Annotated in this window: 23 protein-coding genes, 1 tRNA gene and 1 pseudogene; 18 read left to right on the plus strand and 7 right to left on the minus strand. The window is 39.6% G+C overall.

Annotated features, from left to right (window positions below):
• Positions 1 to 269: 269 nt before the first annotated feature.
• The gene (locus ACPUYX_RS05515; protein ID WP_426378704.1) at positions 270 to 1,100 is read left to right on the plus strand and encodes a magnesium transporter CorA family protein; all 831 of its coding nucleotides are present in this window, start codon (positions 270 to 272) and stop codon (positions 1,098 to 1,100) included.
• Positions 1,101 to 1,909: 809 nt separating this feature from the next.
• Positions 1,910 to 3,991: a methyl-accepting chemotaxis protein gene (locus tag ACPUYX_RS05520; protein ID WP_426378705.1), complete on the plus strand. Its 2,082-nt coding sequence runs from the start codon at positions 1,910 to 1,912 to the stop codon at positions 3,989 to 3,991.
• A gap of 176 nt (positions 3,992 to 4,167) precedes the next feature.
• Here ACPUYX_RS05520 and ACPUYX_RS05525 read toward each other — a convergent pair whose 3' ends face one another.
• Positions 4,168 to 4,551 carry a MerR family transcriptional regulator gene (locus ACPUYX_RS05525; RefSeq protein ID WP_426378706.1) on the minus strand — a complete coding sequence of 128 codons (384 nt, stop codon included), beginning with the start codon at positions 4,549 to 4,551 and terminating at the stop codon, positions 4,168 to 4,170.
• Positions 4,552 to 4,700: 149 nt separating this feature from the next.
• Here ACPUYX_RS05525 and ACPUYX_RS05530 point away from each other — a divergent pair, with 149 nt between their 5' ends.
• Entirely contained in the window at positions 4,701 to 5,684 is a 984-nt protein-coding gene (locus ACPUYX_RS05530; protein WP_426378707.1) for an oxidoreductase, read from the plus strand.
• Between the two features lie 637 nt (positions 5,685 to 6,321).
• Here ACPUYX_RS05530 and ACPUYX_RS05535 read toward each other — a convergent pair.
• On the minus strand, positions 6,322 to 6,627 hold the full coding sequence (locus tag ACPUYX_RS05535) for a DUF3846 domain-containing protein (RefSeq protein ID WP_426378708.1): 306 nt from the start codon (positions 6,625 to 6,627) through the stop codon (positions 6,322 to 6,324).
• Between the two features lie 409 nt (positions 6,628 to 7,036).
• Between ACPUYX_RS05535 and ACPUYX_RS05540 the strand changes: the two genes are divergently transcribed.
• From ACPUYX_RS05540 to ACPUYX_RS05550, 3 genes are all read left to right on the plus strand, one after another.
• A complete protein-coding gene (locus ACPUYX_RS05540) occupies positions 7,037 to 7,315 on the plus strand; it encodes a hypothetical protein (RefSeq protein WP_426378710.1) in 279 nt (92 codons plus the stop codon).
• A 238-nt stretch (positions 7,316 to 7,553) separates the two neighbouring features.
• On the plus strand, positions 7,554 to 7,766 hold the full coding sequence (locus tag ACPUYX_RS05545) for a DUF3231 family protein (protein WP_426378909.1): 213 nt from the start codon (positions 7,554 to 7,556) through the stop codon (positions 7,764 to 7,766).
• 817 nt (positions 7,767 to 8,583) lie between these two features.
• The gene (locus ACPUYX_RS05550) at positions 8,584 to 8,763 is read left to right on the plus strand and encodes an aspartyl-phosphate phosphatase Spo0E family protein (RefSeq protein WP_426378711.1); all 180 of its coding nucleotides are present in this window, start codon (positions 8,584 to 8,586) and stop codon (positions 8,761 to 8,763) included.
• A gap of 95 nt (positions 8,764 to 8,858) precedes the next feature.
• On the opposite strand, the gene ACPUYX_RS05555 is transcribed toward ACPUYX_RS05550, so the two are convergent.
• The 3 genes from ACPUYX_RS05555 to ACPUYX_RS05565 form a co-directional block, all read right to left on the minus strand.
• A complete protein-coding gene (locus tag ACPUYX_RS05555; RefSeq protein WP_426378712.1) occupies positions 8,859 to 9,386 on the minus strand; it encodes a DUF4352 domain-containing protein in 528 nt (175 codons plus the stop codon).
• A gap of 22 nt (positions 9,387 to 9,408) precedes the next feature.
• Positions 9,409 to 9,759 carry a hypothetical protein gene (locus tag ACPUYX_RS05560; protein ID WP_426378713.1) on the minus strand — a complete coding sequence of 117 codons (351 nt, stop codon included), beginning with the start codon at positions 9,757 to 9,759 and terminating at the stop codon, positions 9,409 to 9,411.
• A gap of 1,131 nt (positions 9,760 to 10,890) precedes the next feature.
• A complete protein-coding gene (locus ACPUYX_RS05565; protein ID WP_426378714.1) occupies positions 10,891 to 12,144 on the minus strand; it encodes a DNA polymerase Y family protein in 1,254 nt (417 codons plus the stop codon).
• Positions 12,145 to 12,404: 260 nt separating this feature from the next.
• Between ACPUYX_RS05565 and ACPUYX_RS05570 the strand changes: the two are divergent.
• The 5 genes and pseudogenes from ACPUYX_RS05570 to ACPUYX_RS05590 all read left to right on the plus strand — a co-directional run.
• Positions 12,405 to 12,956 (plus strand): annotated as a pseudogene (locus ACPUYX_RS05570) (transposase); the annotation flags it as partial.
• Entirely contained in the window at positions 12,942 to 13,151 is a 210-nt protein-coding gene (locus ACPUYX_RS05575; protein WP_426378910.1) for a helix-turn-helix transcriptional regulator, read from the plus strand. The pseudogene ACPUYX_RS05570 and the gene ACPUYX_RS05575, both read left to right, overlap by 15 nt.
• 322 nt (positions 13,152 to 13,473) lie before the next feature.
• On the plus strand, positions 13,474 to 14,466 hold the full coding sequence (locus ACPUYX_RS05580) for a tyrosine-type recombinase/integrase (protein ID WP_426378715.1): 993 nt from the start codon (positions 13,474 to 13,476) through the stop codon (positions 14,464 to 14,466).
• 222 nt (positions 14,467 to 14,688) lie between these two features.
• On the plus strand, positions 14,689 to 15,132 hold the full coding sequence (locus tag ACPUYX_RS05585; RefSeq protein ID WP_426378716.1) for a DUF2691 family protein: 444 nt from the start codon (positions 14,689 to 14,691) through the stop codon (positions 15,130 to 15,132).
• A gap of 68 nt (positions 15,133 to 15,200) precedes the next feature.
• Positions 15,201 to 15,785 (plus strand): DUF5071 domain-containing protein, encoded by a 585-nt coding sequence (locus ACPUYX_RS05590; protein WP_426378717.1) that lies wholly within the window; start codon positions 15,201 to 15,203, stop codon positions 15,783 to 15,785.
• A gap of 219 nt (positions 15,786 to 16,004) precedes the next feature.
• On the opposite strand, the gene ACPUYX_RS05595 is transcribed toward ACPUYX_RS05590, so the two are convergent.
• On the minus strand, positions 16,005 to 16,952 hold the full coding sequence (locus ACPUYX_RS05595; RefSeq protein WP_426378718.1) for a hypothetical protein: 948 nt from the start codon (positions 16,950 to 16,952) through the stop codon (positions 16,005 to 16,007).
• Positions 16,953 to 17,172: 220 nt separating this feature from the next.
• On the opposite strand from ACPUYX_RS05595, the gene ACPUYX_RS05600 reads away from it, so the two are divergent.
• From ACPUYX_RS05600 to ACPUYX_RS05610, 3 genes are all read left to right on the plus strand, one after another.
• Positions 17,173 to 17,313, plus strand: coding sequence for a hypothetical protein (locus tag ACPUYX_RS05600; protein ID WP_426378720.1), 141 nt, complete (start codon positions 17,173 to 17,175; stop codon positions 17,311 to 17,313).
• Between the two features lie 402 nt (positions 17,314 to 17,715).
• The gene (locus tag ACPUYX_RS05605; protein WP_426378721.1) at positions 17,716 to 19,005 is read left to right on the plus strand and encodes a hypothetical protein; all 1,290 of its coding nucleotides are present in this window, start codon (positions 17,716 to 17,718) and stop codon (positions 19,003 to 19,005) included.
• Between the two features lie 221 nt (positions 19,006 to 19,226).
• Positions 19,227 to 19,586 (plus strand): hypothetical protein, encoded by a 360-nt coding sequence (locus ACPUYX_RS05610; RefSeq protein ID WP_426378723.1) that lies wholly within the window; start codon positions 19,227 to 19,229, stop codon positions 19,584 to 19,586.
• A 239-nt stretch (positions 19,587 to 19,825) separates the two neighbouring features.
• Here ACPUYX_RS05610 and ACPUYX_RS05615 read toward each other — a convergent pair.
• Positions 19,826 to 19,912 (minus strand) — tRNA-Leu (locus tag ACPUYX_RS05615).
• 343 nt (positions 19,913 to 20,255) lie between these two features.
• Between ACPUYX_RS05615 and ACPUYX_RS05620 the strand changes: the two genes are divergently transcribed.
• The 4 genes from ACPUYX_RS05620 (at position 20,256) to ACPUYX_RS05635 (ending at position 23,931) form a co-directional block, all read left to right on the plus strand.
• A complete protein-coding gene (locus tag ACPUYX_RS05620; protein ID WP_426378724.1) occupies positions 20,256 to 21,164 on the plus strand; it encodes a DMT family transporter in 909 nt (302 codons plus the stop codon).
• 30 nt (positions 21,165 to 21,194) lie between these two features.
• The gene (locus ACPUYX_RS05625; protein ID WP_426378725.1) at positions 21,195 to 21,755 is read left to right on the plus strand and encodes a UbiX family flavin prenyltransferase; all 561 of its coding nucleotides are present in this window, start codon (positions 21,195 to 21,197) and stop codon (positions 21,753 to 21,755) included.
• Positions 21,756 to 21,804: 49 nt separating this feature from the next.
• The gene (locus tag ACPUYX_RS05630) at positions 21,805 to 22,086 is read left to right on the plus strand and encodes a DUF1294 domain-containing protein (RefSeq protein ID WP_426378726.1); all 282 of its coding nucleotides are present in this window, start codon (positions 21,805 to 21,807) and stop codon (positions 22,084 to 22,086) included.
• A 72-nt stretch (positions 22,087 to 22,158) separates the two neighbouring features.
• Positions 22,159 to 23,931 (plus strand): sigma-54 interaction domain-containing protein, encoded by a 1,773-nt coding sequence (locus ACPUYX_RS05635; RefSeq protein ID WP_426378727.1) that lies wholly within the window; start codon positions 22,159 to 22,161, stop codon positions 23,929 to 23,931.
• The last annotated feature ends 263 nt before the right edge of the window (positions 23,932 to 24,194 follow it).

The raw sequence follows: 24,194 nt of genomic DNA on the forward strand, positions 1-24,194 counted from the left end.
TGGCTGGAAGTAGGCCAAGCCAATGGCCTAATACTGACTTTCTAATTCCATTTCTAATGAAGGAGTATTTACTAGATCCCGGACATTCAGCCTCGCGGAGCGATATAAGACCTTCGCGGAACTAGGTAAATAAGTCTTTTGTATTTAAAATGAAAATAAATCAGGTCAAAAAGAGGTGTTTTTAATGGGAATCCCGAATATTTGAATTCCATAAAATACATATTAGTTGAAGGGTTTAAATCTTCAATAAATATAAGCGGAGCTTTTTTATGAAAATAAGAGTTATAGATTTTGATTCGTGGAAAGAAGTTAATAGCATTCTGGAACAAACCCTGGACAAAAAAGATATAATTAGTTTGGAACAGGTAAACGCTCTGAATAGTCTTAGTAAAAGAAAAAGTTTTTCAAAGCAATTAAGTGATTCAATATGCTTTATTAGTCTTAAAAATGATCATCTACATACCAGAATATTATTAGTCAACGATTGGTTTTTGCTTGATAAGAATAGCAATAGCAAGTTGGATCATAAGATCGAAAACTGGAAATCCGGTAAATTGGTTCATAGTTCTTACGATTTATTATGTCTCATTGGCTTTGAATCATTGGAGAAAATCCAAAACAAAATTGAAGGCGTAGAATCATCAGTTGATGAGTTAGAGGAAGAGATATTAGAACGACCTGAAAAATACCAAGAGGCGAGAATTTTTAAACTACATAGAAAAGTAATTAAATTGAAGAAACAAATCAATGAACATTTATCAGTATTTATCCGCATTAAACAGGAAACTCCATTATGGAACGATTTAGTGATGAGCATACAGTCTGAATTAGATAATGCTAGGCAGCTAGTAGAACTAATGGAGAATCTTAGAGAAGCCTATCAAGCTTCAATGGATAATAAATCAAATGATATCATGAAGTTTCTAACCATTTTGGCTACGGTATTATTACCCATTAACATATTGACAAGCTTTTTTGGAATGAACTTTGATGGGATGCCATTAATTCACTATAAATATGGCATGGATGTCTTTTATGCATCAATAATTATTTTAGTGTCAATCGTTATTTTAGTATTTAAGCGAAAGAGATGGTTCTAGAACCGACCAACGCCAAAGGCCCTCAAGTAAAGAGGGCCTTTGGCGTTAATGCTATCTTAGCAACGAGAACTTGCCACTACGAACCTCAGACTTTCGGAAAAACTGCATTAAATCTACTCCTTAACTTATAGAAAGTACAATGAATTAATATTCATTTCTCCCCCAAATCTTGCCTAACCAAACAACGCCGGCGATACCAATCGTATGGATAATTAACGAACGAGGACTTAGTAAATTCTCTTTTCTTCTCATTAATCCCATGTCATCAATTCCTTTCCTTATAGATTTTAATTTAGTTTCTCATATTTCCTATGGAATGATACTAGCCAAAATTTTCAAGGAAAAAGGCGATTGATACTTACGCAAGATCTAAATCTAATAAGTTACCAAAATAGAGAAAATTCTCATAAACGTCCCATTAGCTACTAAAGGAGTATTGATAACGGGCTTGTCCCATCAATTTTGGGCAAATTCTCCTCTTCCGTAAATAATAGTTCTGGTTAATTATGGCTTATACCCCATATAATCAAAAAGTATTGTACAAAAAGTAACAATGAATTTACACTAATACATTAAGCAACTCAACATTTGCAGAACGAAAGTTTGCTCTAAACTGTACTATGACCGATCTTTGACGAAACATTTCTTTCATATAACAGAAAAAGATCTTTCGTCTCATGGAAGGAGATAGAGATGAATCTCTCCCGAGGGAGGGCGTGTTTTATCGCTTTGCGGTGAGGGTTGATTTGTTGGTGTCCTTTTTCTTTGAGTGAATATGGTTTGATCGAAATATTGAAAGGAGATTATCAATGTCTTTGAGGGATTTAAGGATAAGAAACAAAATATTATTGTCGACTGGTTTAGTTGTCGTGATTTCGTTTGTTTGCGTAATTTTGTTAGTATCGTCAAGATCAGTTGATATGGCTAAGACATCTTCTTTTGAGATGGTATCACATGCGGCCAATGAATATGGTAATCAAGTTACAAACGAATTAAATGTTCCTATGGACACGGTCAGAACATTGGCATCATCATTTGAAGGAATGAAAGAGACTAATAACCCAAATCGCACTACTATGAATGCTATGATAGTAAACGTTTTGCAAGACAACCCTTCATTTTTGGCAACCTGGACTGTATGGGAGCCCAATGCACTCGATGGGCATGATGCTGACTATGAAAATCAGCCGGGATATGATGCAACGGGACGCTTTATACCATACTGGAATCGAGGAGACGGAAATATCAAGTTAGCACCACTTAAAGATTATGAAACACCAGGTGCCGGAGATTATTACTTAATTCCGAAAAAGACTCATAAAGAAACGATCCTCGATCCTATCTCATACAAAGTGAATGGTAAAGAGGTTCTTATGACCAGCTTGATAGCACCCATAATGATCAATAACAATAGTACTTTCGCGGGAGTTGCTGGAGCCGATATTGCATTAGATACAGTACAAAAAATGATTTCTAATATTAAACCTTTAAACACAGGATATGCTTGCCTTGTTTCCAATAATGGCAAGTATGTTTCAAACCCAGATTCTAAAGAGATTGGCAAGGATCTCGATAATCAGGCAGTCAAAGAGAGTATTAAAAATGGTAAGACATATACTGTATCCAATAATGAGTATTACAGGTTGTATGAACCAATAACCATTGGTCAAACTACGACACCATGGTCGCTGGAAATCACAGTTCCGATGGCGACAATTCTTGCACAGGCAAACGCCATTCGGAATTTCTCGATTATCGTTGCTTTAATTGCTATTTTAGTGATTGGCTTGGTTATCTATTTAGTATCTGGAGGGATAACAAAACCGATCATACAAACAAGTGAAGTGTTAAAAGATATATCACAAGGGGATGGAGACCTAACAAAACGGCTTAAAGTAGTATCTAATGACGAGATAGGGAAGCTTTCAAAGCACTTCAATCGATTTATTGGAGATATACATAGCATAGTGAAGGAAGTTACCGATACTGCCAGTACTTTAGGTGCCACGAGTGAAGAACTATCAGCTGCAGCTCAAGAAGCTACCGTCACTAGTGAACAAGTTGCTGGGACGCTGGGTCAACTTGCTTCGGGAGCAACTGAGCAAGCTAGGACCGTTGAAGAAATAAGTGAGGTTATTAAGCAACTGGCAGCACATACACAAAAGGTTGCTGAGAATGCGGAAATAGTCAGTTCTAGCGGCAATAAGGCTGCCATAGCCGCAGAAAAAGGTGCTCTTCAAGCAGAAGATGCAGTTCAGAGGATTGGGGAAATCCGTGAGATTACGAATCAAACAGCGGAAGTTATTGCCCAGTTAGGAGACCAATCGAGCCAAATCGGTCAAATTGTCGATGTAATCACGGGCATTGCATCTCAAACGAATTTACTAGCGTTAAACGCTGCAATAGAAGCGGCACGGGCTGGTGAACAAGGAAGAGGTTTTGCAGTTGTCGCGGAGGAGGTGCGGAAACTAGCAGAACAGTCTTCAATGTCTGCTGCTCAAATTTCCACCTTGATTAGTAATATACAACATGAAGTCAAACGTGCAGTAGGAATTATGGAAAAGGGCAAAGGAGAGGTTGCAGCGGGAGTAGAAACTGTAAATCTTGCGGGTAATTCGTTTAAAGCCATTGTGACTGAGGTCAAGACAGTCGTTGAACAAATTCATCAAGTTACTGAAGCAACGAAACAAATAGCCGAAGGGAGTTTCCAAGCAGTTAAATCCGTAGAAAATATTGGTATCATTGCTGAGGAAGCTGCAGCGAATACTCAAGAAGTTTCGGCTTCATCTGAGGAACAGTCAGCTACAATGATCTCAGTGAGTCAATCTGCTGAAGCTTTGGCAAAAATAGGGGAAACCCTAACTCAATTAGTGGGTAAATTTAAATTGTAAGAAGGTCCAATGATCATAGCGACTTAAAAAAACTTCTGGCTTTTGGTCTTTTGTTAGAAACAGTATATTGACTGAGTATGCGCAAAGAACGCCTTAACCGAAGGGCGTTCTTTGTATTGCAGGGCTGTTCTTTAGTTGGAAGTTTTGCAAAGGGTATTTTGAATAGATAAGGACGCTCAATTGATGGCGGTGGGATCATTTTTATGCCTTCGGTTATCATAATATTGTAGCTTCCAATTGACCACATTTAAAAGATCTTGATATTCCTTAATGCGATCTTCAATTATTTCTTTTTGAGAAAGAATCATTTGATGTCGTTCCGGAATTGTATTATCGCCAAGAATACATAGCCTAACGTATTTTTTTATGTATTCCAAAGACATACCCGTTATACGCATACAACAAATAATTTGTATTAATCCAAGGTCTTTATCACTGTAAACCCTTCGACCACTCTCGTCTCGCTGAATAGTCGGTAATAATCCCTCTTTCTCATAAAAACGCAGCGTATGAGCAGATAATTTGAATTTCTCGGATACTTCTTTAATTGAATATTTCATCGTCTTAACTCCTTAATACTATTAATATAATTAAATGTATAACTTAGAGTTCCTCTCATCAAGATTGATTATTTAAACTTGTTCTCTTGACTTAGAGTCGACTTTAAGAGATAAGCTGACATTATCAATTTTCAGTAGGGAGTGGCAAAATGAATCTTACAAAACAGTCACCTATTCAATCAGGATACGGCTCGCTGACAACGGCAAGAGAGATAGTGGCAAACTGCGACCTTTCGGGAAAAATAGCGATTGTAACAGGTGGTTATTCCGGTATCGGATTAGAGACTACGCGTGCCTTGGCAAATGTCGGTGCCACGGTAATTGTTCCTGCAAGAACGCCAGAGAAGGCTCGAGCTTCACTTGAAAAGATACCGAATGTGGAACTAGAAGAACTTGATCTCATGAACTCGAACTCTATCGACAATTTCGCACAACGCTTTCTTACCACAGGCAGACCTTTGCACATCCTTGTCAACAGCGCTGGTGTGATGGCGCCTCCGCTTAGACGTGATGCGCGTGGTTATGAGTCACAGTTCTCAACGAATCATTTAGGCCATTTTCAGTTGACGTCAAGACTTTGCCCAGCCCTGAAAATAGCCTGTGGTGCAAGAGTTGTTGCGGTATCCTCACGAGGCCATCGTCTCGGTGGGATTGATTTCGAGGATCCGAATTTTAAGCATCATGAATACGAGAAGTGGAGAGCTTACGCACAATCTAAAACTGCTAACATCCTGTTTGCCCTGGAATTAGACAAGCGAGGCATAAACCTTGATATCCGAGCCTTCTCTGTTCACCCTGGGTTAGTGCCGTATACCGACCTAGGGCGAGATTTGACCGAAGCAGAGATAGGGCCCAAACCGATTAAAGATGAGCAGGGACAAGTTATTAGTAATGAAAACAACGCCCAATTCAAGACAGTGGAACAAGGCGCAGCGACCAGCGTTTGGTGTGCAACCAGTAATCAACTTGATGGAATGGGTGGGATCTATTGTGAGGATTGTGATATATCAACCGCAGAATCAGCCGATAGCCTCAGTGCCACAGGCGTTCGTCCATGGGCAATTGATCCTGAATCAGCCCGGCGACTATGGGATCTAAGCGAAAGGCTCACAGGTGTCGAATTTAAAATTTGATTGAGTAATGTACAAAACGAACGAATGGGGAAGCCCCTTCAGCTGCTAAAATATTTTAATCCAACAACAAAATAGTTTTCAAAGGAGAAAAAAAGGGGAGCATCACTCACCACTAAAAGAAGTGGTTTTACGACACCCCCTGGTCTTTAAATTTTAGATATTTAAACCAGCAATTTTTGTCGGTAAATAATGGTATATTGCTAGATTTAATAATTAATAAATAATGATATCAAGGTCAATAGTTTAGTGCGTTATTAACACTTTACGGTTTACGGTCTGAGGTATCCTTTCTAACCATCCACTTTCTATCATTAGTTCTGCACCTCTTTTAGCGATTTGAAGAAGTCAGCAGTTTATAATGGCTTCCAAAGAGCACTAATGCAGAATAGTAAATAACGGAGATGCCGAATTATGGAGGCTCCTAATTATGCGTACAAAGGCAAATCATGAATATGAATTCAAGGCTTTGATAAGGGACAATTTAAGCAATTTGTGCTAAAAGAGGTAAAGTTCTTAGACATACCTTTATCTGAAATTAACATTGAGTTACGTAATAGAGAAGATGACTTTGAAATAAGCGTGGATGTTCCTGTAGAGGAATTAGGATATCTTTGTGATATCAGAAATCTTGAATTAACTAAACAACAGGAAAACCAATATACTCTGAGATGTATCCAATTTGCTTGTCCGAAAGTGAAGCAAATTCCCTGTTCCTAGTTGCAGTGAAAACACAAGTCCCAAAGATCCAACCATGTCGATCATCATAGAAGTTCTTTTTCAGTCCTAACATTTCAGCCTCATCATTACACAAGCACATTATTTCATCTGTCATCGGAACCATTTCAATCAAATCTCCGACTAACTCCTGAAAGTCTTCAAAAGTCCCTTCAATATCCTTCAATTGCAACGGCTGATTCATTGGTTCTCTGAACAACACTCTCATTCCCATTACCCCCCATATTTATTAAGTGATATTTAATACTACAGCAAATAAAGTATAATTCCAATAAACTTTTTTAAGAGGTTAGGGTTATGGCGAATTTTGAGACCAGACTTGAAGGAAGACTCCAATAAAACGGGATGCCCTTAGATATTTCTATCTGAGGGCATTGGCTTTTCTAAGGGGAGAATACTTGCTTATGTTTTATTGATTGTTATTGAAATCGTCTAAGAGTAATCAAATTTTTCAGCCATACTGATACCTTCTTTGTAAAATCTAATATTATAAAAATACAAGATTGAGGTATTATTTAGAAGTGCTACTTTAAAGTCAACTACTTACATAGCCGTCGAGCAAGGCTTATAACCTTGTTCTCTTTTGTCGAAACTATGTGAGTGAAAGGAGTTTTATAATGAATAAATTATTTCTGTATAAGTATCCTGATGGGAATCTTTTTGGTGTGGTGAAACCTATGAAGTTATATGAACCAGCAAGTATTAAAGATTTGTTGGATGATATTAAGCAACAAACTAAAGACCTAAAAAACGGCACCCATCCAGATGGTTACTTAATTCCATGGGGGCATAATAAAGAAACATTAGTAGTTGAAGAAGGGTGTTTTGATTGGAGTAATAGAGGATTTTATTACGAAGTAAAAAAATGGGACAAAGATTTGAAGGAATTGAACTGAAAATTCCTAAGTTTCTACAAACATTCATTCATTCACTTGCATTTCTTACAACTATAAAAAGCCACTGATTTAGGTCAATTTTTTTGTTATCAGTTAGTACTCTAATTTCCCCCACATATCGCCTCATTGGTCTTTATAATTAATATTACACACATCTAATTCAATATAATGCTCTTCTCTAGTAAAAATTAATTTTACTTGTTGGAGTTTCATACAATTATCTTGAACCCCATTGTTGATGCTTTTCTATTATGCAATCATATTATCTTATAGTATTTTGGACTATGGAACCGCATTGACAAATAGTGCTAGAAAAGATGTTATCTCAACTTTTAACCGTTTAATTCAAGAACTCCTTGCGTTGGCTAAAGACGGCACTGATCTACTCATTGAACGCAAGTGGCTTGAGCAACCTCCTCAAAGTGCCAGCCGCAAAAAGCTGATGCACTAGATAAATTCTAATCCAAATTCAAGTTTAAGTACCACAATATCTTGAATTGAAAATCTTCTATTCGTCTACCAAATTGTTGAATGAGGTTAGAAGAGATTATCTGTTTATTTTTTGTTTCCTTATCGCTAAAATCCGTTTCTTGAATCAAAAGCCCCTGGTCCTACTAGCCAGTGTCAAAATTATCTTCTGGAGGACGGACTGGATTCGAACCAGTAAGTATATTTCCGAGCAATAAGGCTATGTACTCGGGAATAGCGTGTTCCCAGCACGCTCGCCGCCCATAGACATTATATGATAATTCGGGCCTTTCATTTTATGAAAAAGTTTAATCGACGATATGTTTCCTCCTAACCGCCATGAGCGGTTATTTTTATGCCCAAATTTAAATATTCAGTTTGCAGAAACGATAAAAGCAGCTTTGTCAAAGAATTATTCATAAGTAATTATGAGATAGGGATAGACAAATGAAAATTTATGCCACACCGATCTCTGTTCTTGTCTGGTCCAAACTCGGTCAAGATCGAGCAGGCCATCTCCATGGAAGAGGAGAAGATCGCCGGGAACTGGATGGTGTTGTTTAGTGCCAAAGTGAGATTAACGGAGAGCTGAAACGGTTTGAGATTAAGTATGAATTGAATAGTTGTAAGTGGATGCTTTGGAAGATATAGAGGCTCCCGCGATGGGAGCCTTTTTAATTTTATATAACTTTTGTTCATGCCTAACATGACTATTATATATTTGTCATTAGCTATAGATGGATATTATTATATAGAAGTAATTATAAAGGTCATAATGATAAAGCTTAGGAGTGTTCTTATTGACTCTTGATGAACAAATTGAAAACACTAGAGCCCATATGATAAAAATTGCTGCCGATAAAGGCATAAGAGATCCGAGGGTAATTCAAGTTAGCATGAAACTTGATAAATTGATTAACGAATTCTTATATCGTTCAAGGAAAAAGAGCCAGGTGATTAATATTATTGTGTCCCATTAGAAAAGAGAGCTTAATCGCTCTCTTTTTATGTTAGCATAGTTAATACCTAGTAATATTATTTATTGGAAGGATCCAGGCAACATGGGTCCATATCCTTAGTTAACCGGAATCTCTACAGTTGCAGTACCATTACTAAATAGGTCATTTTTTATTTCTAATTCAAAAGATTTGGATGCTTTTGGTACCTCATACCCTAACTCACCGGTCATTTTTTTGCCGGGTGGGATTGACCCATCCAATTTACCGTTTGCTTCGCTTAAAGCTTCAATGCTTATGTCTTGGCTCCTGCCGTCTTTATCTGTTAGTTTAAATGATAACATACTACTAATAGAAGCGTCTTGACTTCCGTTGTTCACAATGGTCATATCAATAAGCAAAAATACGTTTCCATCCTTAGGTTTCATATATTCATTTTTACCGCCTGAAGTTCTTATGCCATTTACCTTGTATTGTAAATCGCCTAACTTAAACGTGTCTCCTACTTTGAATGTTTCGTTTTTTGGAGCCGATGATTGGTCTGTAGTCGGAGTGCTGGATGTAACTTTTGTTGGAACATTAGTTGTTCCGCACCCGGTTAATGTAAATATGATTCCTACTATTAAAAGATATACAAGCTTTTTCATCCTCTTCTCTCCTTTTAATTTACTAAGCATTTATTTCTTTAGGAGCAGATTTAACACCTAGCGTTGCTAATATTCCACCGATTAATGCTAGGGCCATGAATATAGCCACTAATGTACCTCCAAGAATTGCTCCCAAGATAGATGAGATAATAAGCAGTATTCCGGGAACCTTTCCTTTGGCCCCAATTGAAATAGCGCCAAGGATTATTACTAGGAAAGAAAACAGAACTCCACCCCAACCGAGCCCTACTACCGTACTCGATCCGCTGGCGTTGAATGCCGAGGCGGCTCCTCCAACGAGTAAAGTTACTCCAGCCGATAGGATGCCAAAGACGCCTGCGATTAAAGATATGATACCGCCTGCTTTTTGCATTTTTTCTTAACATCTCCTTCACAATTTTAAAATGATTTTCTATGTTTCTATGGTATTTCCTGCTTTCCGACATTCTTAATGGTTCTGCGACAAATATGTAAGAAAATAGTAAGACCCCGGCTGGAAAAAGCTAGGGCCTTATTAATGACGATAATCGGGCCAAAGGTAATCAACTTTTTCTCCAACTGTGAGATAAAAGAGATTGAGAATAACCTGTTAATTGCGATAATCGGTCTTGTGTTATCTTCATAAAGCCTACAACGCTTATGTCTTTTCAAATTTACATCACCAAAGCTCTATTTTCAGTAAGAACAAGCTGTTTTCCTTCGGAAGATTGACGTGAAGAAAATTATATACCAAAGTTAATAAATTGTTTTTTATTTTAGACAATATTAACAGTAAACTGTTAAAGAGAAGGGGATTAACGTTGGATTTTTTGGAAGAAAGAATATTTAGGGCGCTTATGACATCAAGAATGACAAGGAATATAAAATAAGGATTACATAAGTTGAAAATGGATATATATCCACCCCGACAGATACAATGGATTTATTATTAACGGACTAGGGTTTTATGATTTGATTCGGAGTTAAATGATTAGTATGTTACCTAGAATAGCAATCATTGCAACTGTGAATCACAAGGAATACATTCCCCATAAAAATCCTCGCTACCCTCATATCTGTCCTCACTTGGTTCGAAATCAACGTTCGACCTCACCCGGACAAAAAATCCCGAACCATGATTATACGATGATAACGTTCTGTTTTAAACAAGTAAGTCATTCCTTAAATTAGATTTTAAAAACAATTATGTTACATTAATGTAATCAAGTGGCAAATTTAACAATTTAATAATAAGCTATTTTAAAGAAAACAATTTTTTAAATATTATCTATCTAAATTGTACTAACTTTGATTTCTGTTTTTATTGAATTGCTTAGTGGTGAAGGCCGCGCACCATTTTCATTACTATTTGTGCCGCCAGCGGTAGCGGCGGAATGGAGGTTAAAATAAAAAATCCCGCAATTGCTTGCGAGAGAGATTTTTTATTTTAATAAAAGTAATGCCTAAACAAATGGAGCTAACCCTTCAAGCACTAACCCATCCGTTCGCTGATTTTTTTTATCAGTTACAATATACTAGACATTATCGGATATTCCTCATCCTCAACTGTTCCGCCGCTACTGAACCGCACCCCGCTGTGCAAAAAAGCTGATCTGAAGACTGAACCGTTTCCGTATTTCTCCCGAATCACATCAACTACCCGGTCAACGGCTCGCTGTTTGTCGTAATCTTTCTCAAAAAAGGCTATTTGATGAAAATCATTTAAACATAGCTCGGATGTTCTAACACCTAAATGCCGAACTGGCTCACCTTTCCAGAGTTCATCAAATAATTCGCAAGCGATTTCATATATCGTATTAGTGCAATCCGTGGCCGAGAATAATTTCCTTTGGTGTGAACAATTATAAAACTCATTCGTTCTTAATGAGATAGATACTAACCCAGCACAACAACCGGCTTGTCGAAGCCTTGCAGTGACTGTCTCTGTCAAGGAGAGTAAAACCAGATGGGCAGTGTCTCGATCCTCAACGTCAAAAGAAATTGTGGTGGAGTTTCCCATTCCTTTGATGATAGGTCGCCGATTCTCTCTAACTGGGTTGTTCTCAATACCGTTTGCGTAGTTCCAAACAAGTAGACCATGACTGTGCAGGAAGAGTTTAATTAATTTAGGATCATAATTTGCCAAATTTCCAATTGTTCTGATTCCCCGGCTCCTTAATTTTTTGGAAGTAGCACGACCGACCATAAATAGCTCTTCGATGGGAAGAACCCACATTTTTTCCGCGATCTCTTCGGGGAATATGGTATGTACCTTGTCCGGCTTCTCAAGTTCGGAAGCCATTTTTGCTAAAATTTTATTCGTCGAAATTCCCACGTTGACCGTAAAGCCTAATTCATTTTTAATTCGGTTCTTAATTACATAAGCCGCTTTAATGGGATCTTTAAATAATCGTTCCATAGCTGAGAAATCCACAAAATATTCATCGATGCTATATTGTTCAACCGAAGGTGAATACTCCCGGAGAATATCGCCAAAGGCTTTAGAACACTGCATATATAAGCTATAGTTTGGTGGTACTATTACTAATTCCGGACACTTCGCTAAGGCTGTATAAAGCGTTTCCCCGGTCTGTATGCCGTACTGTTTTGCCGGTATTGATTTCGTGAGGACGATGCCATGGCGGGTTTCGGGATTCCCGCCAATGATAGAGGGAACTGTCCGTAAGTCTAAAGGGTCGCCGTGCTGAAGCCGATATGCCGCCTCCCAAGAAAGGTACGCGGAATTTGCGTCTATATGAAAAATGATCCTCTTGACCATTTTCTTCACCTCACGATAGGAATGTCAATTCTTATTTTATCAGAACGTATGTTCCTCGTAAAGAAAACTCGGCAGCCAAATTATTACAGTTTATGCTACAAAATCGAAGACAGTCCGGCCCCTAAACAATAATGATTATAATTTTGTTGGGTATTTGAAGATAAACGCTTCTAACTGTCTATACTCCAAAATTGTCAACTCCTTACATGCTTATTTTTGCTTCTTATTCTCACAGAATCAACGTTTGAGCGGGTGAGAAAATGATTAAGAAGCAAATGAACTTGGCCTTGAGCCCACATATGGGCATATATGAGTTGATCATTCCGAAGGACAATCTGTTACGACAGATAAATGAATTAGTAGATTTTGATTTTATCTACGGTAAACTGGTCAATGTTTATTGTCAAAATAATGGACGAGTGGCAATAAACCCAGTACGGATGTTTAAATATCTTTTGCTAAAAAGCATTTTCGATATTTCAGACGTTGACGTAGTTGAACGATCAAAATACGATATGTCGTTCAAGTATTTTCTTGGTATGACCCCAGAAGAAGACGTTATCAACGCAAGCTCACTGACCAAATGTAGAAAGTTGCGGCTCAAAGATTCAAACCTGCTTGATCTATTGATTAATAAAACGGTGGAAATCGCTTTAGATCAAGGTATCATAAAAAGTAAATCTATTATTGTAGATTCTACCCATACCCAGGCGAGATACAATCAGAAATCACCAAGGGAGCATTTGGTTGAGTATTCTAAGAGGTTACGCAAAGCGGTCTATACCATTGATGAAACAATGAAGGAGCAATTCCTACCACAAGTAAAATCAGCTGGAATCGTAAGTGGTATCACGCAAGAAGAGACTGCGAAATATGGTGGTTTTCCAACGATAACCATAAAGAAATATGAGAATGATTGTACTGAAATGCCGATAAATTTAGCATACAAGATGTCAAGATTATATAATGTCTCGCTAGACGATCTCTACATTGGTAAGGTTGAATAAAACTAAGACATTAAAAAACCCGAGGTATACAACCTCGGGTTTTTATAAGCTCGTGTACAAATTTGTGTACATTGCCTTATTTCTAAGTGGTGCGGTCGAGAGGACTTGAACCTCCATGCCCTTGCGAGCACTAGAACCTTAATTTTGCGTGGTCTGCAACGTGCCACGACGCTAGTGTTCATGCGGTTTAGGACGTTCTCCCAACGTAAAACCTCGCTAGACCACGCTGAAATGGCGACTTCCGCACAAGATGTTTTTCGTTCGATGCTAGGTGAAATACCGCCAATCTTTTGCGAATAACAAACGCAAAGGAGCGGTCATCATGGAAGTATTGGAGTTCGCACAACACGCCAACAAACGGGAAAGAATTGGTCTGAGTTGGGATTTATCGGTAGAAGCGTTCCTCAACGAAAAACGTGCCGAAAATCTAACCGAGCAAAGTTTGGTTTACTACCAGCAAGCACTGAGTTACCTTCATTCCTTCGCCTTGATGATTAAGGTCGATGCCCCCGAACATTTCCGCAAAGAACATTTGAACCAATGGATACGCTACATGCTAGAGGTTCGCAAGAACAAGGCCACCACCGTCAATAGTAAAATACGTGCTGTACGTCCATTCTTCACTTATCTGAGCGAGTCCAGCTATATCTCCCACCAAATGAAGATTAAGCTGCTCAAGGAAGACGAGCCAATCATCAAGACGTTCAGCGAAGAACAGATAAAGAAGTTAATTGCCAAGCCCGATGCCAGCACGTGTACATTTGCCGAATTTCGAGATTGGGTGATGATTTGTACGTTCCTAGCAACAGGAATGAGGTTGCGTTCCCTAATTCACCTGCAGGTTAAAGATATTGACTTCGTGCAGAAGGAAATCCTGCTTACCACGACCAAGAACCGAAAGCAACAGTTAATTCCGCTCTCATACTCCCTAGAACCTGTCTTAAACGCCTTCCTCCAGGTCAGAAAGGGCGAACCAACTGACTTCCTGTTCTGTAACTCCTACGGCGAGCAGCTAAGCAAAAGGAACTGTGAGGAACGTGTTGAACGGTACTGTTCCGACCGGGGAATTAACACCGATGAGATTAGATGTAGCCCCCACACCTTCAGGCACACTTTCGCCGTCCAAAGCCTGGTGAACAAGACGTTAAACATTTTTGAGCTACAGAAAGTGTTGTCTCACTCAACGCTAGACATGGTGAAGAGATACGCCAAGATTAGCGATACTGACCTGAAGAAGAACTTTAAATCACCACTCGATACGTTTTCCTCGATGGCAAAAAACAAGGGCCGGAAGGCCATTTCAATGAAAATGTAATAAGAAATTCTTTCAGAGCTGTCTAGAACGGATGGCTCTTTCTTTATTGATTTTTGGCCTTTACCAGGGTTGCTATATAGATTATTATTATTACCAATACAACCCCAGGGCGATGTGACATGGTGACCAAACTGCGGCTGGATTTGGGGCGGTTGAAGGACTTTTTGGCGTACCCGTTCCTAGGGTATTTCGAAATGAGTGCGTCAAAGCGGGGGTGAGGTTGTGAGAGGTATCGGTTTCACTGTATCTAACGGTGAGAATATATTACGGACTATTTTCACTGGTGTTGCCTGTGAAAAATATTGGTGGAATATTACCGAGGAGGAAATCTATGACAAAATGGATAAGCCGTTATTTGCAGAAAACTATATTAACGGAAAAACATTCGTAGATACCATTTCCAATCAAAATCATCACGTTATTTTTGCAAATATCAAGGCTTATCCACCCAACACTTCGCCTACCGAGTTGGAAACTTACGAAGACTTCATCAAAAGTGACTGCCAATTAAATCTTTTATGTGTAGACGTAATTTATTACGAAATATATTCCAAGGACGATTTTGTAATTGAAACAATTCGGAGTAACGCCAGCAAGAATGGGTTTCACAATGTAGAATATATCACCGAAGAAAACGATGGAAGAACCAGGTTTAGCGTATGGTGAATACAAAAGTACGGTCGTAGTTTAGTCCCGTGCTCTTATTTGTGTAAAGCTAAAGGGAGTGTTGATCGATGATAGACTTGTTGCTTAACGAACTGAATTGGGATACATCAGATGAGGACAAAGAAAAAGCATTAAACCAGTTAATTCAAATCGATGATGATCTAATTCCGACACTAATAAGGTATAAAGACGGTAGGGCGGCAAAAGTATTAAAGGGTATTGGCTATCCGAGAGTCAAGAATGTCTTATATGAATTACTTGGTTGGTTAAAAGATATTAACTGGCCTGGTGCATACGACATCGCTGACTTGATCGTCAGTATAGGAACACCCATGATACCGCACATTAAAAGAGCGTTTGAGGAAAGGGACGATATTTGGCATTATTGGATCATAACCAATGTATTAGAAAAATGGGATAAAGAAACGATAAAGCCTTTGGAAGAGGAGTTAATGAGGTTTGTTAACAGCTTTGATCTACTCCTGATGACTGAATGTGTAGATATCGCTTCGATGAAGCTTCTCCTTGAGCGACACCTCGGAGACACAGGACGAATAACGCAAGTTTATTCTTTAAAAACAGACTATATTGGCCAAATTAACGACAACATAGGAAGTATCAAGGAACTGGTGAAACAAAACACGGACCACTAAACCACTTCCACTTGCTTGATGTTCCCTAATGATTTTTAATGACGATGAGTTAAGTCCACATTGGGCTTGGCTCGTTTTTTTTTGCACCAGACGTAGCTCCTGGGCGAGGTAGGGTCATGTCCTGGTGACCTGCAGCTTACCCACTACGACCTAAAAATGACGTTCCCCCGATAGAGAACGCCCTCCAATTGTTATCGGTAATTACGGGTCTGTAGGCACTTAGTCCGAAATCGCAGTTTCTGCTGTTTCAAATTCTGTGGGTTGAGGCTCTACATCCGGCAGTTCGGCGGTTGCATCTCCTTTCCCAAACCGCAAGTCCCTGTACTTCCTGGCCTTACTCTTTTTGCCTGTGCTGTAGAAGGAAATTCGATGGAACAGGTCTGGACACTCCTGGCGTACCTTTGCGTCACCACGGGCAATAATCCGGCTGACCTTATCCTTGCTGTACCCTGCTAAGACTGCCAAGTCCCTAAGCGTTGCATGGGGGTGGTAAAGCCGGATTTGAAGTAACTCCCTTTCATCCGGCAATAGTATGTCAGGGTCGGTTAATAACTGTTGCAGAAACAACTTGTCCGTTACAGACTCGCCTACATCAACTCGCCAATCGGGTAGGTCCATCTGCATAGCCTGTAATGACGCTGCCTCCCTCTCAAACCGTTCTTGGTTGCTGTAACCAAACTTACGTGCCAAATCAACGGTTCGTCTTTTTATGGACAACTCCAGCGTTTCATACAGCAAGAACTCATCGTCAAGGCTGTGGCTATCGGCAATGCGTAAAGCCTCTTCCCAAAACACCGACTCGAACTCTGCTGCTGGTATTCTAAGCCCGCCCCAATTCTTGGCTGCAGACCTTGCCTTCGTAACGACTAGCCCCTGAAGCAACTCGAAAAGCCAGTCAAAATCGGCGTAATAGTCCAACCAAGTCCAGGCTTCTTCTACGTCCCAAACCAGCTTATATTTGCGTCTTTTTCCGTACTTGTTCTGTAACCGTTGTTCCTGGGCAAAGTCCCTTTCTTCCTTAGTCCAGTTCCTATCCTTCAAGGGTTCGTCAGGGTTAAAATAAAACTTCCTATCCCGTCTCATATAAATCGCCAACTTTTTTAAAAAACTTCGGTCAATAGTGAGACAAGAATGCAATTCTTTACGAATTATATTATGAACAGCCAAGGGGCTGATCATCCAATGACGTACATAATGTATAATAACGTATAGAGTGTATTAGCAATGTAAGTAACGATATGAACAATACACAGTAACGAAAAAAAACAATAAAGAAAGTGTCTATCTGAATTTGGACGGCAAAAATACGCTACAACGAAAGAACGTCCTTTACCGTTATGGGTGCTGGACGGTAGACAAGTGCCCCCGACTGGCAGGTTGTATGTCAGTGTATGACACGTTATTTGACTGTTCAGACGCTGCCACGGACAAGAACGTTTTGCACCATCAACAAGAAGCAAAGGACGACCAGTTAAAGGTGATTGTTGGGGCCGTACTGCTAGATAAGAATGATTACAAACTGGGTTAAACGTAGTAAGCACTTGTACCGGGGGACTTGTTTGGTTATCATCGGGCCGAATTTACTGGTAGAGGGATACCGCCAAAAAACCGGGACGTGCGTGACACGCATTGACACTGGAAAGCACCTTCAACCCCACGCTTTTACGGCCTGGGGCTTTGTTTTTGGCTGCATCAGGCGTAGTGGAATATGAGGTGGGGGCATTTCTTGCACATGGGTAGCTTCTTAATTTCTGCCTTCGACACGGGCCTTTCGTCCGGCATAATTGTACGAATATTGCAGGAAAACATTACCTCTATGTCTAATATCTTAATGACCAAACTTATGTTTCATTAGTTTCAAAATGATTGGGGATGGACTCTAGTGCCTAGATTGAACGTCTGACTGTTTTAAATGAGGTAGGTGTAACCAATGTTGCAAATCAGTTCAAAGGAATTTGAGACAGAGCTTAAGGCCTGTTTAAATTATGTAAAGCAAAAGCAAACAGGATATAGTGGCTTAAACTTGGACTTTTATGACTTAACTAGCGAGGACTTCGACCCTTCGGAATACGACGATATTATTATAGATGACAGCTTTGATGACAGCTTTCAAGTTAACTTTTCACCTGACCACACTGATGAGAGTATTGAATTATCACTAAGAGAGTTCATAGAGCTAATTGATGAAACACGGACTGCTAAACTAATCGATAACAAAATATGTCTTACAGAAAAACGGTGCTTAGTCAGAGTCACTGCAAAGGATTACACAGGCACTTCAATTTTGGATATTTTGCTTAGTAATAACCCACGGGTTCTCGAGGTGTCGTCAAACCTGGACGAGGTAAATTTTAGTTGCTCTTTGGTTAATGGAGTTACGATTTTTGGCCTTATGGTTCATTTCGCTGATGATTATGACAAGTATTATCCGTCCGTTGTGAACGATGATATGTTTGTAGAGATTATATTTGATAAGCCTATGAGACTCGACCAAGTTGATACTGTACTTAATTCATACATATTTGAATTGAATGCCTCTCACAACATCACCCTTGAAGAAAATCCCAGACCAGAGCTATATTTCGATGAAGTAGATGAAGAGGAGATTAGTCAAAAGACCTTTCCACTAAGACCCTTGTTATTTGGCAAGGGCATAGACGAGGTATTGAAGCTTTTTAATATAGGCATGCAGAATTACGATTACTGTATTATTCAATACGCCAAAGTAATCGAATTTGTGTCACAAACGGTAATACGTCAGGAGATTACAAATAAAGCTAGGGCAAAACTATTAAGTCAAAAAGCCCTTAATCCAGATGCCAATTATATTAAGGGACTTGAGCAGATGTTTGTTGATTTTAAACAAAAATTTGACACCGACAGAAGTACCATTAAAGCAACTATTAAGACCTGTTGTGACGTACTTGAAGTTGTTGATTATGCACCAGATTACTTGAAAAAAGTGCAAGACCTGAAGAGTAACTTACAAAAGGATAAGGCAGTCAAAGAGACGGTTTTAGAAGTTGCCTTTGACCAGATAGCTGATAGCATTTCGGACACCAGGAATTATATCGCACATGCGAAAGCAAATTACAGCCTCAAAGGAAATGAATGTCCAGAGAATGAAAAACAACAGTTTGTTGATATGTTACGTATACTCGCTATTCAAACGATTAGATGGTACTCCAATATCCATGAGGGTAGCAGAATTGTTAATTAACCCATTCGAAATAAAGTGATTGCTTATTTTTGCTTACACTAGGCGTAGTGTCGTATGAGGCGGGGGCATTTCCCGTAACGGGGTGGCTAGCAGAGACTAATGACTGATTTTTCCTTTCAAATTATAACACTTAGTTAAATCCAAACCTAAATATTTGGAAGGAATTTCATGGTCAGAGATGGAACAGTTTCATTAGAGTGAGGATTGTGGAGGTGAGAAGATTGAACAGTGACGAAAAAATAGAGGAAATAATGAGCAAACTAAATGCCATCGATTTTAAGTCTGAAGGTATCCAGTACTTAGAAGAACTCAAGAAAGAATATTTGCAGCAAGTCGAAGCCTTGGGTGAAAAGGTACAGTCCATACGCAAGGAATACGGAAGGACATTTGCCAAAAGAGAGGTTGAGACTGTAAGCGGCATTGTTCTCCCGTTTGAACCAAAAAAATCTGAAGAGTTAGAGAGAGAGTCAGACGAGGTTCGTAAAGAGTTAAACTCACTGAGAACCAGACTGTCGGCTATAGAAAAGGCATTGGAAATTCAAAATTCAAGGCATAGAAAGCTGATTGACCAATTGAAATAAACCATCTCGGAGCTAGACGTTAAGTGTCTAGCCTTCTTTTTATGTTTGTCAAAAATTAACTCTTGTACTAATACGAATTTCACCGCTAGAATAAAGACACGCACTAGATTTGCGTATTTCCCACGCAAAAACCGCACTAGACCACCATAAAATAACGTTCAAGTACGATGGTTGTGCGTTTTAGCGAACAAAAAACAAAAAACGCGACTCCCCTACGGGAATCACGTTTATCAGCATTATGGTGCGGTCGAGAGGACTTGAACCTCCATGCCCTTGCGAGCACTAGAACCTGAATCTAGCGCGTCTGCCAGTTCCGCCACGACCGCGTAACATTAATTATTATAGGAGATGACCTTCATCTTGTCAACCTATTTTGTAGATATTTTTTAGTAGTGTTCGCCATTGCCATTGTTAACACCTAATTATCTGTATTCAGTATAATGAAACTTAAATATTTCGCGTTCTGATTTTCTATGGTACAATTATGGCTTAAAGAATAAGTTATCGAAGGTTTCAATATAATCATGAATTAACTTGATAAGATCTTATTATGAAAAGTTACAACTAGGAAACGTTGTACCTAGTTTTCTAGGAAAAAAGAGTAGACCCCGGCATCATTAACAATTATGCCAGGGGTCTTTAGTATAGAGAGGGAAGAGAGAGTTTCTTATGAGGAATCGGTCAAGGGGAGATTTTCCGGAGTGGGTGATCTGGGGAGTTGTTTTAGTATGGGGAGCAAACTATGTTGTTGGGAAATGGGGAATGGCTGGATTTGATCCTCTGTCGTTTACTGTGCTTCGCTTTGTGGGAGCATCTCCAATTCTTCTTCTGCTTTTGTATACTTTGGAAAAAAACATACGAGTTGAATTAAAGGATTGTTGGAGTTTAGCTCTAATAGGTTTAGTAGGAGTTACGATCTATCAGACGTTGTTTATGGCTGCCGTAAAATATGCGACTGCGACAAATGCTTCCTTGATTGTTGCAGTTTCTCCGGTTTTCACGGCTATATTTGCTTGGCTGGCAGGACAAGAACGTTTGGGTTCACGAGGGCGAAGGGGGAGCGCCTTGTCAATAGTGGGAGTGATTTTTGTTCTATTATTTGGGACAAATAAATTAGCCCTCGGTTGGGAAGTATTGCGAGGAGATCTTATAGCCCTGTTGTCTTCCTGTATCTGGGGGTTATATCCTGTACTTGCCAAACGCATGCTAAGTAAGTATTCTGCCTTGAAAACGATTACTTTCTCCTCTCTCTTTGGGACTATTTTTCTTTTGATTGTTGGTCTAAAAGGTGTTACCGAGTTATCATGGTCAACGATCCCCTTTTCAGCATGGGGTTCGGTGTTGTTTTCAACGCTCCTCGTCACAGCCTACGGCCTGGTGGTTTGGTATTATGCTATAAGCAGGATTGGAGTAAATCGAGTGATGGCTTATATGTATGCCGTCCCCGCTGTTGCCGTTATCACGGCTGCGGTGATTCTTAAAGAGAGGATTCATCTTTTGCAGATTGTGGGAGCAGTCATCATTTTCGGGGGAATTCGTCTTATACGCAAAGATAAGATTTCGATGATCGAGAATTAAAGATAGAGGATTAGACTATAGGAGGGCATCATGACTAAACGGATCATTGTGGGTATAACCGGAGCAAGTGGCTCAATCTATGCACTGACCCTGATTAAGGTTCTGGCGTTAATGGAATGGCAGGTTGAGTTGGTTATGACGTCGACAGGCGAAAAAGTATTGACCTTTGAAACAGGGTCTGATAGGCAGAGCTTACCTGAGAATGTTCATATCCATGAAAATACGAATTTGTTTTCCTCTCTGGCAAGCGGCTCTTATCGAACTCATGGGATGGTTGTTATTCCCTGTTCGATGAATACTTTAGGTTTAATGGCAACCGGTACAGGAGATCATCTCTTAGCACGTGCTGCCCAGGTAACGTTGAAAGAACGTCGGCCTTTTGTGGTTGTGCCGCGGGAAATGCCTTACAACATTATTCACTTGGAAAATATGCTGCGGCTGGCAAGAGCTGGAGCGACAATTATGCCTGCTTCGCCGGGCTTTTATCATCATCCTCAGGAGATTCAGGATCTAGTGAATCATGTAGTTGGGCGGGTGTTGGATCAGTTTGGTGTAGATCATGCTTTATTTGAACGTTGGAGCGGCGTCTAGAAAGAGGTTTGATCATCAGTTAGACATCAGCGAAAGGGGAGAGCAAAAATTGCTTCCTATTAAGTATGTCATTTTGATTTATTTTCTCTGGAATTGTTATGTTTTTATCACCATGGGAAGAGATAAGAAAAAGGCAAAGTTGGGTCGCTGGAGAATTTCGGAGGCAACCTTGCTCTGGATGGGGGCTTTTGGCGGAGTGGGACTGTTCGCTGGCATGAAGTATTTTCACCACAAAACCTCTCATCCCAAATTTCTCGTGGCTGCCCCTGTATTTGTGATTTTAAATACAGCTATTCTGGGTTTCTTGATTTACAAGCACATTATTGCCTAAGACAAAACGATTGATTGATTCACTGCTTCGATTGGAGATAGAAAATCGAAAAAGCTAATGGGGGGTAATCACATGGTTGAACTGATCGATGTGAAAGATTATGCTCAGCAGATTGCTGAAGCAATCGCGACTGTTGTGAAAATAGATATCGAAATAGCTGATAAAAAGTTAATTCGTATTGCCGGAACAGGCCGCTATCATAAAGGAGTCGGGCAATCTATGGACCGACAAGGGTATGTGTATCGTGAAGTTCTTCGCACCGGTCATCAGTTTGTCATTGAAACCCCGGGTATCCATCCTCTATGTGGTCCTTGTATGGCTCGTGGCAATTGTTCTGAGAAGTATGAGGTGGTATCGCCAATTAATGTTGATGGTAAGGCAGTGGGTGCTATTGGAATGATCTGTTTTACGGAAGTACAGGCCAAACTTATAGCTGAGAATCAACAATCATATCTCATTTTTCTAACAAAAATGGCAGAGACGATTGCCTTAAAACTTAAAGAACAGGAATTTTTGGCGGGACTCGTTTCGGCAAACCATTATTTGAATTCAATTATCGATTGTTTGGATGAAGGGCTGCTAACAACTGATCTTGAGGGAACGATACTTCATTTTAACCAGGCAGCTCAAGGCTTTTTCAGCGCAAATCTGCTTCATCCCAGCAGTCGTTTAGACTCTCTCTTTCCTCCGCAGATCGCTGCGGAAATTCTAACGGTTGGAAAAAGTGCGGAAGATGTTATTGAGCGAGAAGTATATATTGAGTCTAAGAAAAATCGGCAGCATATGCTTTTGCGGGCATTGCCTATGGAAGGCGAAGACGGGGTTAAAAGTCTTGCTGTGATTCTTCGGCCCTTTGACGAAATCAGTCGCATTGTTCATCGCTTGAGTTCCCGGGAGATCGGTTATTCGATCGAAGATATTCTGGGAGAGAGCGAGTGCATGTGTCAAATTCGAGAACAGGCCAGAGTCGTCGCAGCGAGTAAGTCAACAGTTATAATTCGGGGAGAGAGTGGAACTGGGAAGGAGATGCTGGCTCGGTCGATTCACAATCTTAGTCCGAGACACCAAGGTATGTTTATGGCTATCAATTGTACTGCTATTCCTGAAAATTTACTGGAAAGTGAACTTTTTGGGTATGAAGATGGTGCCTTTACCGGAGCCCGCAAAGGCGGGAAGATTGGTAAAATTGAATTAGCCAATAAAGGAACCGTTTTTCTGGATGAAATCGGAGATATGCCTCTTTATTTACAGGCTAAGATTCTACGAGTTCTCCAAGAACGAAAGATTGAACGCATCGGCGGCATCACGGCAAGTCCTGTTGATGTAAGGATCATAGCGGCTACCCATCGCAATTTGGAGGAAATGATGGCTAAAGGTGAATTCCGAGAGGATTTATATTATCGGATCAATGTCATTCCTATGCATATCAAGCCGTTGCGGGAGAGGAAAGAAGACCTGCCGCTTTTGATTCGGCATTTTATCCAAGTATATAATCAGCAATTGAATAAAAATGTTCATGACCTATCGGAAGGTTTTCGCCAGAGACTCCAGGGCTATGCTTTTCCTGGTAATGTTCGCGAGTTACAAAACATTATCGAGTATGCTATGAATCTAGCGAAGGATTCAAGATTAACGGAAGACCATTTGCCTGTAAGAATGAAACAAGCAGAATTACGGGAAGAAAATCAAGATCGGTTTAATTTAGAGAGGATTGAACGGGAAACTATTCTTCGCTGTTACCGGATGACTGAGGGAGGGGCTAGAGGGAAAGAAAAGGCAGCTAAAGCTTTAGGGATCGGCCTAGCAACGTTATATCGTAAGTTAGCGCGTTACAATATTGAATAACTTAAGTAAAATGATGCTTTCAGGGAATACTGACAAAAGGAATACTTTTTTGCAGGTATAATTTCTCAAAATGATAATAAGTTATATTTTTGATAAGTCTTTAAATGCCTTTATCTAAAGGTTTATCGTTCGGTTTTTATCATTTTGAGAATTAGAATTCATTATATTTTTTTGTCTTTTAGTAAAAACTCCGTAAAAATGCTATTTTTCAGAGATTTTTGTTATCTGGCATGAATATTGCACGGATAGATAAGAGAGGGGAT

The organism is Desulfosporosinus sp. SYSU MS00001, from assembly GCF_049943955.1.
Taxonomy (GTDB): domain Bacteria; phylum Bacillota; class Desulfitobacteriia; order Desulfitobacteriales; family Desulfitobacteriaceae; genus Desulfosporosinus.

What these genes read in the sequence shown, in the direction of transcription:
- ACPUYX_RS05515 (WP_426378704.1), top strand. Translation starts at nt 270, where the DNA reads ATGAAAATAAGAGTTATAGATTTTGATTCGTGGAAAGAAGTTAATAGC.
- ACPUYX_RS05520 (WP_426378705.1), top strand. Translation starts at nt 1,910, where the DNA reads ATGTCTTTGAGGGATTTAAGGATAAGAAACAAAATATTATTGTCGACT.
- ACPUYX_RS05525 (WP_426378706.1), bottom strand. Translation starts at nt 4,551, where the DNA reads ATGAAATATTCAATTAAAGAAGTATCCGAGAAATTCAAATTATCTGCT.
- ACPUYX_RS05530 (WP_426378707.1), top strand. Translation starts at nt 4,701, where the DNA reads ATGAATCTTACAAAACAGTCACCTATTCAATCAGGATACGGCTCGCTG.
- ACPUYX_RS05535 (WP_426378708.1), bottom strand. Translation starts at nt 6,627, where the DNA reads ATGAGAGTGTTGTTCAGAGAACCAATGAATCAGCCGTTGCAATTGAAG.
- ACPUYX_RS05540 (WP_426378710.1), top strand. Translation starts at nt 7,037, where the DNA reads ATGAATAAATTATTTCTGTATAAGTATCCTGATGGGAATCTTTTTGGT.
- ACPUYX_RS05545 (WP_426378909.1), top strand. Translation starts at nt 7,554, where the DNA reads ATGCTTTTCTATTATGCAATCATATTATCTTATAGTATTTTGGACTAT.
- ACPUYX_RS05555 (WP_426378712.1), bottom strand. Translation starts at nt 9,386, where the DNA reads ATGAAAAAGCTTGTATATCTTTTAATAGTAGGAATCATATTTACATTA.
- ACPUYX_RS05560 (WP_426378713.1), bottom strand. Translation starts at nt 9,759, where the DNA reads ATGCAAAAAGCAGGCGGTATCATATCTTTAATCGCAGGCGTCTTTGGC.
- ACPUYX_RS05565 (WP_426378714.1), bottom strand. Translation starts at nt 12,144, where the DNA reads ATGGTCAAGAGGATCATTTTTCATATAGACGCAAATTCCGCGTACCTT.
- ACPUYX_RS05575 (WP_426378910.1), top strand. Translation starts at nt 12,942, where the DNA reads ATGAAGGAGCAATTCCTACCACAAGTAAAATCAGCTGGAATCGTAAGT.
- ACPUYX_RS05580 (WP_426378715.1), top strand. Translation starts at nt 13,474, where the DNA reads ATGGAAGTATTGGAGTTCGCACAACACGCCAACAAACGGGAAAGAATT.
- ACPUYX_RS05590 (WP_426378717.1), top strand. Translation starts at nt 15,201, where the DNA reads ATGATAGACTTGTTGCTTAACGAACTGAATTGGGATACATCAGATGAG.
- ACPUYX_RS05605 (WP_426378721.1), top strand. Translation starts at nt 17,716, where the DNA reads ATGTTGCAAATCAGTTCAAAGGAATTTGAGACAGAGCTTAAGGCCTGT.
- ACPUYX_RS05620 (WP_426378724.1), top strand. Translation starts at nt 20,256, where the DNA reads ATGAGGAATCGGTCAAGGGGAGATTTTCCGGAGTGGGTGATCTGGGGA.
- ACPUYX_RS05625 (WP_426378725.1), top strand. Translation starts at nt 21,195, where the DNA reads ATGACTAAACGGATCATTGTGGGTATAACCGGAGCAAGTGGCTCAATC.
- ACPUYX_RS05635 (WP_426378727.1), top strand. Translation starts at nt 22,159, where the DNA reads ATGGTTGAACTGATCGATGTGAAAGATTATGCTCAGCAGATTGCTGAA.